This is a genomic window from Cuniculiplasma divulgatum (assembly GCF_900083515.1).
GTDB classification, from domain to species: domain Archaea; phylum Thermoplasmatota; class Thermoplasmata; order Thermoplasmatales; family Thermoplasmataceae; genus Cuniculiplasma; species Cuniculiplasma divulgatum.
This window is the reverse complement of the sequence record NZ_LT671858.1, coordinates 1,087,127-1,100,504: the sequence shown is the minus strand read 5'-3', so window position 1 is coordinate 1,100,504 and position 13,378 is coordinate 1,087,127. Positions and strand designations below refer to the sequence as shown.

Below are 13,378 nucleotides of genomic sequence, written 5' to 3'. Positions count from 1 at the left end.
GTGAAATAATTGAGTAAACTTGAAGTTATTATATATGCACCAGGAAAGGAGGAAAACAGGGAAAAATCATTAAAAGAGCTTGTTAGTTTAATAAGTGGATTGAACCCCGGAAGAATTTTCATTAGTCTGGAATCTAACAGTGAATCTGTGGGGAACAAATTGACCGAGGAATTCAAGAATATTCCAGTCAATGTTGTAGAATGCGATTTTGCAGGAAAAGTTCCAGACAAAGGACAATCGACTGACCTACAGGTAAAGAGGAAAGTCCTTGAACTAGGTCTTGAAACGATTGCAAAGTACGTGGAAAATATCAACGAATCTGTTGAATCCTTAAATTCTGAGATTACAATGTCTCTTTTCAGGGCATTTTTTATATTTTACTCAAATGCTATGCCAGAAGATTACAAAATCCTGTACGAAGATAGGAGGATGTGCATCCTTGGAAAATTAGTACACGAGAAAATAGAACATGGTGATCTGCTTATTGTTTCTCCTTGGGACGCATACTGGTTCAAAGATGAGTTTGAAAAGCTGTAGTATTAAAGCACAGCCAATGGGATTAAATATTTCTTGCTCTCAATGGACAATGCAGTTTAAGTATTAGTTTAAATTCCTTATTCTGATGAACAGGTTGCCAAGGTTGATAACAATCATTCTAATTTCTATGATTATTATTTCCGGGTTATCATCCATATATTTGTATCAGACACAGGATCATAACATTTTAAGAGATCGAACGAATTGGATAAATGATTCCATTTCTAAAATAAACGTGTCTACGGAGGTTTCATCTCATCAGGTGCTACTTCCATTGAAACACACGCAAATAAAATTTATCCTAATTGAGGCAAATTCAAATATAACTCCATCGGGAAGATTCTACATCAATGGAGGACTGGCAATGAATGTAACAGGATCCAACCTTTCAGATCTACGTTTTAAAGTGGACGAAAACAGGTTTTATAGATTTCAAATAAATTTCAGTAATAATACATATTTGCCATACTATCTCAATATAACAATAGAAGGTAACACTTCAGTTCCCGTTATTCTTCAATCAACCAGGCACAGCGCAACCAACGTATATATGCCAAAACTGGAGTTAGATAATCAGTATATTTCTCTTATTGTTGCTTTCCTACTTCTAATGCTGTTTCTGGTAGCAATTCCAAGGAAGTATCTTGGGAGAAATTAATTATGACCATAATATTAAAAATCCCACTTTTCGCTGAGTTTTCATAAACTAAAATTAATGTGAGCACAATCAGTTTTAAGCAGTTAAATCACATTAAAAAATAATAATATGCTTATTTATTTCTTTAATTCGTAATAAAGTTTAAAACCATTCAATTAATACTCAGCAACTTGGAAAATAAGACAATATCTATAGTTATCCCTGCATACAACGAGGAATCTCGCATTGCTTCTACCATTAAAGACATTAAGGGTTCTGTAGAAAATCTTAAGGAGATTATTGTTGTTTTTGACGGATCGGATAGAACACCTGAAATCGTAGAATCTATCTGTCCTGATTGTAAGGTAATCCAGCACAATCACAGGCTTGGAAAGGGGAGAGCGGTTAAGGAAGGAATAGAAAAGGCTACTGGAGATATAATAGCATATGTTGATGCAGATGGTTCTATTCCCGCCTCAGAAGTGAATAGGTTGTCAACCCTTCTAACGGATAGAAATTTTGTTGTTTCATCAAGGTGGATGAGAAGTTCTAAAATAAAAGTAAGGCAACCAGGTTACAGGATCATATTTGGAAGGGTATTCCATTATTTCGTATTTTTTCTATTCAGAATGGACATCAAGGATACACAGTGTGGCCTTAAAGTTTTCAGATCAAAATCATTGAAGGAGATAATACAGAAGGTAAGGGTTTTTGACTGGGCATTTGATGTCTCTGTAATCTATCACTCCATGGAATATGGCCTTGAGCCGGTTGAAGTGGGTATAGAATGGAACAACGAGCACGGTTCAAAACTTAGGGTCTTCAAGACCATCCCAAAAATGTTTCTTTCAGTTTTTGGTATGTGGATTATAAATAAGCACAAAAAATCTAGCAAGATCAAGACAATAATCGATAAGATCGAATCAGAGTTCTTTTCCAGAAATATTTAGATATCTCTTATTTGGATATACCGAAATACTCTAATAGAGAGCCTGTTTGAAAAAATATTTAGAAATAGAAGAATCGACAGTAAGGCATATTCTTCCCCACCATATCTTATAAAATGTTTTAATTCAGAGGTCATTATTCTAAAAGTTTTGCCCCTTCTATATTTATCGTATATTGCTAAATTTCCCTTCATCTTCAAAAGCATATAGTTATACGGTAAATTATTCACTCCTTTTATATAACTCTTGAAAGTTCTTCTTAGATTTTCAATTGACTCTTTGGTGAACTTTAGCCTCCTGTTTCTAAAATCTGTGACATCCGTTTTAAGTCCAGTAATACTTTCATGCTTTCTATACATAGTAAGTCGATTTTTGCAAAGCCCAAACGATGCCTCTTTACCTGTACCAAGAAGAAACAGGATCTTATCTAAACTTCTATTAGATTGATACACTATTTGTGAAATAGATTTTGCGAATGGCGCATCCATGGAAGCACATGATACGTACCAGTCTGCTCTGGAAGATAGAATTTTTCCCCATTCTCTCCCACTTAGTTTCTCGCTACTGTATACTTTAAACTTAGTCGCTTCTTCATTAGTAGCCCGAGCGGTATTCCATGTAGTTTCCTCAGAAATGATCTGGATATCGTTGTGAACGAATAAAAGCCCCTTGTTTTCATCAAAAATCTTTCTTATTAGTGCTATTTTAATAGGATTAAACATGTCGTCGTCATCAAGGAAGCAGATTATATTCCCTGAAGATGCTTTGATTCCAAGGGAGAGTTTACTCCCAAAACTCTCTTCATCTGTATATATGTTCACTGCACCAGAATTCATGAGGAAAGAATCTATTTTATCGTCAACGAAATTCTTCACTACCACGATTTCAATTTCAACACCAGGATTCACCTGATGCAACACTGAGTTAACTGCTTCCAAAAGATATTTTTTTCTATTATGGGCAGTTATTACTACAGAGACTTTTTCTATCATATCAACTCTCCGTAGAGCTTTATCAGTCTGTCTATTATTTCATCCTTTGAAAATCTTTTTTTTAGAGATTCTTTCAATTGTTCATGATCCTCTATCTTCATTTCACTATCAATAATCTTTCGCATCTGTTCTGGGCTATTTGCAATTTTTAGACCCCCCATCTCCTGTAGTTCGGTGGCAATGCCTGCGTTGTTTGCGATTACCATAGTACCAAGATAGGATGCTTGAACCATGGATATGCCGAATCCTTCAAAGATAGATCCAGATAGGTAAAACCTCGCTTTTCTAATAAGTGAAAATAGTTCATCCTCATTTATGGAACCCAGTACCCTTATCTCCACTTTCATCTGAGTGGCTTTTAACTTAATTTCTTCAAAATAATTAGTATCTGGTATGTTTCCACATAGAACTAATGGAATTTTTAACCCCTTCATTGCTTCCAGTATAAATTCAATATTTTTATTCCTCTGAAGCCCACCTGCATGTATAAAAAAGTTTTTTTCAACCAGATTGTATTTTTCCAGAACACCCCTGTCTAATGAAATTTCATCCATCCTTTTGAAATCCACAGGGTTTGGAAGAACAGTTATTTTATTTGTTATTTTAGGAAACATTCTCTCAGAAATTCGCTTTTCCACATCTGTTAGACAGATTATCTTATCAAATTTATTGAGAAATGAGGGCATAAACCTGCCATAATAAAGCCTGTTAATCATACCGCCGTAAATTAGCTGATAATAGCCATGAGCAGTAAAAACTTTCTTTGATTTGATTCTATTCAGGTGAGTATAAAGGTAATCAGAGCTCCATACCCTCTGTCCCTGCACATGAAGAATATCGCAATCAGAATCTTCAATTTCTTTCCAGTATCCGGATGCCGGGAACCTGAACTTCCCCACTCTTTTTAGTCTAATACCGTGATATAATATGTTTTTCTCATCCTTTAATTGCTTCAGGTCTTCATAGTCGGAAAAAACATGAACCGTATTATTCCTTAAAGCCAATGCATCTACCACAGTCTTTACTACAGTTTCAGTTCCACCGGAATGTGGGTAGTAATGATGACTGGTTTGTGCAATATTCATTTGTTTTCCGTTACAAGACTGTCCCTTATTAACTTTATACCGTCAATAAGTTTCATCGGGTTCTTTACAATTGTATTATGGGCTATCAATTCGTCTGCTTCATCAACTATGAACGGCTTTTTCTCTGTTTTTAACTTTTTTCCAGTTACCTTTTCTACCATTGATATAACTTCATTAACACTCGTTCCCACACCAGAACCAATTTCATAATCTCCCGGGTTTATATTTCCATTTACAACTTCAAGAACTGTTTTGGCTAAATCAAGCACATTGACGTAATCCCTTACATGGCTTCCATCTCCATAGATTGTTGCGGTCTGTTCTTTAAGTGCTGCATTGGTAAAAAGATATATTGCACCCTTTCTTGCAGTCGTTCCATATATATTGAAAAGGCGGAAGATGATTACTCTTGTGGAATACAGTTTTCTGTAAAGGTTTATCCATTCTACAGCCTGTTTTTTGGTTAGGGAATAGGGATTAGAAGGTTCAGCAGTTGATCCTGATGAAGGGAAGAGGAATAGTGAATCATGTTTTCTGGCAAGCTCAAGATATTTCATGGTAAGACCTAATCCATCTTCAAAATACTCATATGGTTTAGAAAATGAATTCCTTATGAGTGTTCTGGCTCCAAAGTGAAGTATAATATCATATTTCTTTTTTTCATCTACACTATCTCCAATATCTACGCCATCCGGACTATAACCATTTTCCTGAAGGCACTTCATGATCTCTGTTCCTATGAACCCTTTGCTTCCCGTAACAAGTATATTCATAGAAGCTAATTTATTCATATGTAAAAATCTTTTAGTTGCCTTCATTTTTCCCAAAACAGTCATTCGTTTCTTATTTTGTTTAAAAAGTTGAAAAATTTCTCATTGACCATGGCTAATTCATAGTTCTTTCTAAAGAATTCATAGGTTAGTTCTCCCTGCTTTCTGGTTTCATCCAGGTTGTCTGCAGCCTTATTTATCTCTTCTATAATGCAACTTGTATTCGGTTCTACGAAAGTCAGAAACGATTCGTTTCCGCTTCCACCAAAGGCTCCTTTCAGAAATCTGGAGGTTATTATCTTACAGCCCGCTGACATCGCTTCTATAATTGTGTTTGGAAATGAGTCCCAGAGAGTAGGGTAAATAAAAACATCGCTTTTGCAATATATTTTATTTAGTTCCTCATCACTTACAATTCCCCGGAAATTTACATTTTTTAATCCTAAATAGCTATCCTCCGTCAGTGTTCCAGCACCAACAATATCAAGGTAACAATCTTCTCTTTTGATGTTTGTCCATGCAGTAAGCAGAATTTGAATACCCTTTATTGTTTCAAGTCTCCCAACAAAGAGAAATCTGGTTAAATCTCCTGTTTTTTTATTACAGTTTCTGGATGTAGTGCCATTTGGAATGACTGCAACTTCGGCTTTCGTTCCTATAATTTTCTCTATTTTTTCCCTGCCTGGAAATACGTGAAAATATGAGATATCCCTGTAGATTATACCACTTCTGTACAGTTTTGCCTTTAGTCTGGAGATAAAACCATCATTGCCAAATTCTGTATGATTACTTCCAACTATCTTCTTTCCTTTAAACAGTTTCCAGTACTGGTTCTTTGTTAAATATACTATTTCAACGCCCGACAAATTTAATTTTTTGGAATATGATCTTTTAAAAAATGTCAGCATAATTGGTATAATTGCATTATCTAAGAGGAAAGAAAGCATTTTAGATCTTCTCAAAAAATTAAATTTATTTTCAATCAAATTAAGTTTTTGTTCATGGTCAATTTGTGAAATTTGATTGACCACTGAAAATCTGGCTCTATCAGCATAATCTGTCGAAATAATTATTATCTTTTGATCATTTGGTCTTCCTTTTACTGTATTCAAAGTCCATCTTTCCACTCCTCCGCCCATTTTTAGGTCAGTTGTCAGAAAGATGGCTATCGACATTGGTTCAGCATTGCCTCTGATTATATATGTTTTCGATATTGCATAATTTTAAATCATTGAATTGATCACAGTTACGAAGTAGATTTGATGTATAATGAAGGTGATAAAGAGGATATCCCTAAAAATCAGAAATCCAAAAGAAACTTTAGCATTGGAAAGATCTACACGGAAATATGGAAAATTAGATGGGTTTTATTTCTTTTTATTTCTTTTTCAGTAATTTACTCATCAATTTCATATTTGAGATATTTATCATTTTCAGAGAATGTTTATGATCTGGGAGTTAATGCATCCCTTGCATATAACGTAATTTACGGGCAGACCTTTCTTGGACAGGTAATGAGTGGTGGAGTAGCCACAAATAAGCTAATATATATCCCTATTGGATTTATTTATGCTCTATTTCCAAAAGAATATTTTCTCCTTTTTCTACAGGATTTTTTTCTATCATTTTCTGGAGTTGTAGTTTATTTGATCGCCAGCGAAGTGTTAAAGTCAAAAAAATTTGCCCTTTTGATCAGTTTAATATTTTATCTCTATTATCCACTATCAGGTGTATTCTGGTTTGATTTCCATTATATGGCATTCTTTCCAACATTCTTCCTGCTAGGAGTATATTATTATATTAGAAGAGATACATCAAAGTGGTTGATTTTCCTCTCTCTGGCTTCTATCACAGACCTAATGTCTCCAGTGATTGTATTCCTGTTCCTTGCTATCATGGTTATGCAGAGATGGATATCATCTGGTAAATTCAATATTATGAAGTATGAATTATCAGAGGCAATATTTGCGATAATAATATTTATTCTCCCAAGCATATATTACCTAAAATTTTACCCCTCCCACTATATTGGCATAAATCTTAACCCTGGGATTTATGGTAATGTATGGTTTAAGGCTGAATTTTTTGTCAGAATCATGTTACCATTTCTCTTTATACCTCTTCTTGGAATTGAATTTTTGATTTTACTCTTACCCTATGGCTTACTCCTCTTTACAAATTCATACCTACCTTATGAATCTCAGATGTTTTTCCAGTATCCAAGTCTTTATGTATCCACACTGTTCATTGCATTTATATTTGGGTTGAGAAGATTCATTAAAATATCAGGAAAGAGGTTCAATATTAGAAAATTGCTTGTGATTATACTAATTTTAAACATAATTCTTTTCTATCTCTTTACGCCTATAGGAAATTTAATTCCAGCACAGCAGAATGATCATCCTCAGGAAGAATACGTCGTGGGGTCTTCAACCATCCTTTATAGCACATATGAAAAGATAATTCCAACAAAGGCTGATGGCTATCTAATGTCATTCATCAACAATATTCCACATGGTTCTTCAGTATTAATAGCAGGAAACTTACCTGAGTTGGAACAGGGATATATGCCAGTCTGTTTAAATTCTAATTTCAATACAACTATTCCAGATTATATCATAACAGATCCTTACAGTTATTTTTTCACATCGCCTGTTGCAACAGGGATTCATGTTAATAATTCTCCCATAATTAAAATAAATTACCTGCTAAATAATTTTAATTATAAACTCACTTATTTCTATAAGGGAGTCGCCCTTTATCAGCTTAATTCAGTTTTATCACCAGTAATATACGGTTATTTGAATGAGAATTCATCATCAGTAATCCAGAAAGATAAGGGAATAAGCTATTATAATGTAGGTCTCATTGCTCCCGGTTGCTATAATCTAACTCTAAAGGGGTTATCCGGAAAGAACAATCTTTCATTATTATCGCTGAATAAGGAGATATCTGTCATAGGGAAAGGGAACGATTTCATAAAAATAAGATCGAATTCATACTTCCGTAATATAAAAATTTATTTAAGTCTCGATTCAATTACAGTTATTAAGCAGGAACTTAAATTGAAGCAGTACAGCGCTAATAGCAGGTGATTTAAATAGAAAGGGAGAATCTTGAGAACTTTGATCTTATAATCCAGAGGATTGGATTCCTTGCTCTTGGTATTCTCCTGATTTATCTTCCATATAGCATATATGGTTATGTTGGTTATTCAGGCCCATTCTACATAATGATTGAATTTCTTCTCGCTATCTTCGGGTTTCTCTTTATAGTACTTTCTACGCTATCGGGTAAAAGAAGGGAAATAACCAAACGATTTCTTAGGCTAGTAATCATAATTGCAATAATTAGCGTTGGTTCAGTAATCTTTTTAATAGGCATGTCAATGAAACAAACATATACAGACGAATTCGCCATTGAGGTACTATCGGCAAAGAGATTTCTATCTGGTTTAAATCCTTATGGCTTTCAGTACGCGTTGAAAAGTATGGAATCCTATGGTGTTCCACTTTCAAGCCTCACTCCAAAGCTTTCCGGAGGGTACGTCACAAATCTTCAATATCCTGATTTATCATTTTTAATTCTTATACCATTCATACTTCTTCACGTAAATCCTGAAGTAGTCCTCTTCTTCTTTACTTTATTGCTCCTAAGTCTTATTGCCCTGGAATTTATAGAAAGAGACCTAGCTTTTATGGCTCCATTGGCTATTGCTGTTTCACTTTTCAATATAAATTTGATATTTTTCTCATTGAATGGGATAACCGATATAATTTGGATTACTTTTCTTGCTTCTTCTCTGATGCTACTTCAAAAACGTTATATTCCTGGTATTCTTTTTGGTCTTTCTCTTGCATCCAAACAGCTACCCATATTTATCCTCCCATTTCTTCTAATATTTATATACAAAAGATACGGGAGTAGGAAATTATTAGAATTTACTTTAATGGCAGCCGTTTCTTTTATTTTATTAAATTTACCGTTTATCATGAGGGGTCCCACAACATTCTTCACTTCGATCCTTGCACCTGAAAATGCCCCAATAATTGGTATAGGATTTGGTTTATCTCAATTTTATATATCTGGATATATACCATTTGCAGACAGGGAGTTCTTTACCACTCTAATGATATCCGTGTGGCTCTTCTTTGTATTGATTTATGCATATAAATTTGACACCTTAAAATATTCTTTAACAGCCCTCCCTATTATAGTTCTGATATTCAATTTCAGACTTCTGGAGAATTATTTAATGTACTGGCCAATACTGACTCTTTCAACATTGCCATATATAATTAGAAAGGGAAATACCATAGAGCAAAGGAAAGATTTTTCATTTCAGTTTATTCAGAAATTTTACCAGGCAATACATCTAAACAGCAATAAAATAAAGAAAATTTACCGGATAATGGTGCCGGTGATGTTGGTACTGATCATATTGCTCCCAACCTTTGTATTTCTGGAGAATGACAGTTCATATAAGCAAAAAATAAAAATAGAATCCGTAACACCAGAAGGTATGAATAGTACTGGAAGTGTTAATTGTCTCTATGTTAATGTTACATATTCAAGCGAGATTAAAAATCTTTCATTAAGATTCAGAATACTTGAAGATGGTTTTTTGAACAATCCAAATGGTTTTTTCTGGAATTCTACTGAGTTTAAACCCGCTTCAGGAAAATTGTATACATCGTTTCATATACACACCAATGACACATCATATTTTCTTGAAGAGCACAACAGCTATGTAATCATAGCTTACAACTCAAATCTTGAAACCTGGTACCATATAGATATAGGAAAGAATATAAATGTTTAGGAGAATTACTTTAATCGTTTTAAAAACAAATTAGAGTGGAAATCAGTCAGACACGAGGCAGCTAATCTAATAAATGTTGATAAAGATTCTTATGCAGATGCATAAATACTCTTTTAAACTAGCAATATATTTTTAAATATTGACATAGAAAAAATTTAATATCCTAAAAGATATTATGTTGACTATATGGGGGGAGCTTTATTCCTGAACTATCTATCATAATTCCGACATATAACGAATCGCGCAACATACCTATATTGATACACCGTTTGGAAGATATGAATATTGATCATCAAATAGTAGTTGTGGATGACAACAGCCCTGACGGTACGTCAAATGTTGTAGAAAAGCTTGCTGCGAAATACACGAATATTGTATTGGTCAAAAGAGAAGGTAAGCTGGGTATTGCCACAGCCATTAGGGATGGAATGCTGGCATCCAGCAGTAAATACGTAGTTGTAATGGATAGTGATTTACAGCATCCTCCAGAGGTAGTTCCCAGAATTTTAAGAGAGTTAAAGAAGGGAAAGGATGTTGCAATTGCATCAAGATATATTAGGGGAGGAAAAAGCGATTTTAGCTTCTCAAGGGGAATGATATCTAAAGTAGCTACACTTTTAGCTCACATAAACTTACAGGAAACAGAAGGAATAAAAGATCCAATGTCAGGATTTTTTGGGTTCAAAAGGGACATTATAGAACCAGAACAGATCAAGTCAAACGGATACAAGGTTCTTCTAGAAGTGCTGGTTGCATCTGGCACCAGGAATGTTGTTGAGGTTCCATACAGATTCAATAAAAGGGCTGCAGGAAAGAGTAAGTTTGGAATCAAGGAATTTATAAGATACCTTAAATTATTACTCAATCTTTCAGACTACCTGATGGTTAAATTTCTTGTTGTTGGAATCTCAGGGGCAATTCTTAACCTGTTGATGATGAAGTTAATAGTAGGTGGTTTTCATGATCCACTATATATGGGAGCCATACTGGCTCTAGAAGCATCGATTGTCAGCAACTTCATACTAAACAATTACTGGACATATCGCAGAAGAAGGAGTAGTGGCTCAGTACTGAGAAAGTACGCAAGATATAATATGATGAGCAGTCTTGGATCTGCAATATATTTTGCAATGATATTTCTCTTAACTGCATTCAGTGTAAATTATATGCTTGCTACGGGTATCGGCATTCTGGCTTCGTTCTCGACAAACTTCGGGGGAAGTCAGGGTGTAGTATGGCATTTATAATGATACAATAACAATCTTTAACAACTTCTTTTAAATTTAGTTTTATTTGATCTGTATATGAAGTCAGAAACCGAAGTTAAGAAGTTGAGCCGAATCCGCTATTTTGTTTTTGGCTTAGTATTCATTATTTTACCATTCATATCTATAAATTATACGAGTTATCTAGATTATGGTTCAATAATTAATGGAGTAATCCTAGTCGTTCTAGGAATTATTCTTATGTTTGTTTTTCTAACCAGCATAAAAGAATCAAAAATTATCAAAAACCTTCCTTATATTGGTTTTGTGTTATCAATTGTACAACTTTTCTTTGTTATATCAACATTATATCCCAATGCATTAACCGATGAAATTATACTTCAAACATATGCTGCGAAAATTTTTCTTGAGGGCAAAGACCCATATATTAAAAGCAACATGCTTGGTGCATTCAGTTACATAAAGCCATATTCACTTTATGTAACACCGGGATTGAATGGTAAACTGGTGGAAATATTGTTATATCCTGGAATGTCGGTTCTTGCATTTCTACCAGTTGTATATTTCCATCTTCCTGATTATACAACCTTATTCATATTTTCAGCCCTTAATTTTCTGGCTGTTTTTCTATATTTAAGGAAAACTCATATGGAGAAGATTTTACCTTATTTTTCCTTAATAATAATGTTAAGTGTATATACATTCGGGCTTTCAATAGGAGGTTCAACTGATATACTATGGATTTTCTTTCTTGTGTTGGCCTATATCTTCAGGGAAAAACCCTGGCTATCTGGCCTATTTTACGGCTTATCAATTTCATCCAAGCAGCTGGCTATAGTTGCCTTTCCGTTTCTTATCTTTATGATTTTCATGGAAAAAGGAAAATCTTTCAAGCAGTCTTTCGTCTTCTTTAGTCTCGCCGCGTTTTCTTTTCTCCTCACCAACCTTCCTTTTATAATTATGCAGCCTTATGACTGGCTTAGGAACATCGTCGAAGCCGAATTCCAGCCTGTTCTTGGTATAGGCATAGGTTTTTCGGAACTTTCATTCACAGGATTGTTTAAAATTCCATCCACTGTTTTTACACTTATATTCTTAGCAACGATAATAATTACCTTCCTCTTTTATGTACGTTTCTACAGTAAGCTGAAGTACGCACTATTTATCTTTCCTATGCTCATGTTCCTTGTAAATTACAGGGTACTGCTTGGGTATATTGTTGACTGGTCGCTTTTAATCGTTATAAGTTTTGCAGATTATTTAAGAGAAGAAAACATAAAACCACCAACGCTCTCTGATATTAGGGCAAAGCCACTAAACACAGGTATTTATATAACAGGTATCAGGAAATATTTGCAGAAGAATATAACGTTCGCAGTAATAGTTATAATAATTATATCTTTAACGACTGCCGGGTCGATCTATTTATCATACAATGATAATGATAGTAATATTTACCACATAAATGCAGTTGAAAATATGTCAGATCAGCAGTGCATTCCTGGATACATAACATCTATGAATATCAGCATCACTTACCAGCCAGCGCTAGGTTCTAATCTTACCTCTCCAATTTATTTTAGAATAATTCCCAGTACCGCTACGGAAGGTAACTATAATGGCATGCTTTGGTACGCATCTTCATCACTTCATGTTGGGCAAAATTATGTAACCGCATATCCTGAATCATATGCATATCTGTTGAAACAGGGTACCACCTTTAGGATTCAGGCATACTATAACTTTCTTAGTGATTATATTACTGTCAAAGCTCCAAAGATAAACAGAATAGGGATTGCAAACTACAATCTTCAATATCCAACAAACAACCTGAAATCTCCATTTTTATGCTGGGGTGTTGACACAAGTCAGATCAGTAATCGATTTAATTACCACTTAAATAACGGGAATGGTAAATCAGGTAACGGTTTTACGATTTCCCTTTCACCCGATCATAATATCTCGAAGATTAACTGTATAAGGCTTTCAAATTCTGCAGTAAACCTATCTTATTTAAAGAATTCAGGGGATAATCTTAACTTTAATTATTCCTACTCAGGAAATGGGACCTCTGTGACAAATGACAAGATTAAAAATTTTGTTGGAGTAGAAATGACTATAAATGGAATCTATGATATTTACATTGGGATGAATAGAACAGTAAGTGGAAATACGTATTATTCAGGTATAAACCAGTACATATTTATTCAAAGATATGGAAATATAAATTTCACCAGGATATATGCAATAAGCAATATGTTCCATATTGTTCCCGTTACAACAGTATTTAACTACGAACTTTATACCAATGGAACATCAGCACAGAACTTCAGCGTTTCAAACATCAGGTTTTGATAAAAGC

11 protein-coding genes are annotated in these 13,378 nt (G+C 34.2%); 7 read left to right on the top strand and 4 right to left on the bottom strand.

The window, feature by feature from the left end; translation table 11 throughout:
• Positions 1–9: 9 nt before the first annotated feature.
• From CSP5_RS05335 to CSP5_RS05325, 3 genes are all read left to right on the top strand, one after another.
• Positions 10–537, top strand: a complete 528-nt coding sequence (locus CSP5_RS05335) for a hypothetical protein (RefSeq protein ID WP_148689824.1) — start codon at positions 10–12, stop codon at positions 535–537.
• A gap of 274 nt (positions 538–811) precedes the next feature.
• The gene (locus tag CSP5_RS05330) at positions 812–1,195 is read left to right on the top strand and encodes a hypothetical protein (protein ID WP_148689823.1); all 384 of its coding nucleotides are present in this window, start codon (positions 812–814) and stop codon (positions 1,193–1,195) included.
• Positions 1,196–1,365: 170 nt separating this feature from the next.
• Complete coding sequence (locus CSP5_RS05325; RefSeq protein WP_172399414.1) at positions 1,366–2,124, top strand: glycosyltransferase; 759 nt, start codon at positions 1,366–1,368, stop codon at positions 2,122–2,124.
• Here CSP5_RS05325 and CSP5_RS05320 read toward each other — a convergent pair.
• From CSP5_RS05320 to CSP5_RS05305, 4 genes are read right to left on the bottom strand one after another with little or no spacing between them, the layout of a single operon-like run.
• Complete coding sequence (locus CSP5_RS05320; protein WP_148689821.1) at positions 2,121–3,113, bottom strand: glycosyltransferase family 2 protein; 993 nt, start codon at positions 3,111–3,113, stop codon at positions 2,121–2,123. The two genes, CSP5_RS05325 and CSP5_RS05320, sit on opposite strands and share 4 nt — an antisense overlap.
• Positions 3,110–4,198, bottom strand: coding sequence for a glycosyltransferase family 4 protein (locus CSP5_RS05315; RefSeq protein ID WP_077076323.1), 1,089 nt, complete (start codon positions 4,196–4,198; stop codon positions 3,110–3,112). The genes CSP5_RS05320 and CSP5_RS05315 overlap by 4 nt, the downstream gene beginning before the upstream one ends.
• Entirely contained in the window at positions 4,195–4,971 is a 777-nt protein-coding gene (locus CSP5_RS05310; RefSeq protein ID WP_148689820.1) for an NAD-dependent epimerase/dehydratase family protein, read from the bottom strand. The genes CSP5_RS05315 and CSP5_RS05310 overlap by 4 nt, the downstream gene beginning before the upstream one ends.
• Positions 4,972–5,030: 59 nt before the next feature.
• Positions 5,031–6,143, bottom strand: a complete 1,113-nt coding sequence (locus tag CSP5_RS05305; protein WP_148689819.1) for a glycosyltransferase family 4 protein — start codon at positions 6,141–6,143, stop codon at positions 5,031–5,033.
• 87 nt (positions 6,144–6,230) lie between these two features.
• Here CSP5_RS05305 and CSP5_RS05300 point away from each other — a divergent pair, with 87 nt between their 5' ends.
• The 4 genes from CSP5_RS05300 to CSP5_RS05285 all read left to right on the top strand — a co-directional run bounded on the left by CSP5_RS05300 (position 6,231) and on the right by CSP5_RS05285 (position 13,371).
• Positions 6,231–8,063, top strand: coding sequence for a DUF2079 domain-containing protein (locus CSP5_RS05300; protein ID WP_148689818.1), 1,833 nt, complete (start codon positions 6,231–6,233; stop codon positions 8,061–8,063).
• Between the two features lie 137 nt (positions 8,064–8,200).
• Positions 8,201–9,790: a DUF2029 domain-containing protein gene (locus CSP5_RS05295; RefSeq protein ID WP_148689817.1), complete on the top strand. Its 1,590-nt coding sequence runs from the start codon at positions 8,201–8,203 to the stop codon at positions 9,788–9,790.
• Between the two features lie 200 nt (positions 9,791–9,990).
• Entirely contained in the window at positions 9,991–11,037 is a 1,047-nt protein-coding gene (locus CSP5_RS05290) for a glycosyltransferase (protein WP_077076319.1), read from the top strand.
• Positions 11,038–11,322: 285 nt separating this feature from the next.
• The gene (locus CSP5_RS05285) at positions 11,323–13,371 is read left to right on the top strand and encodes a glycosyltransferase 87 family protein (RefSeq protein ID WP_148689816.1); all 2,049 of its coding nucleotides are present in this window, start codon (positions 11,323–11,325) and stop codon (positions 13,369–13,371) included.
• The last annotated feature ends 7 nt before the right edge of the window (positions 13,372–13,378 follow it).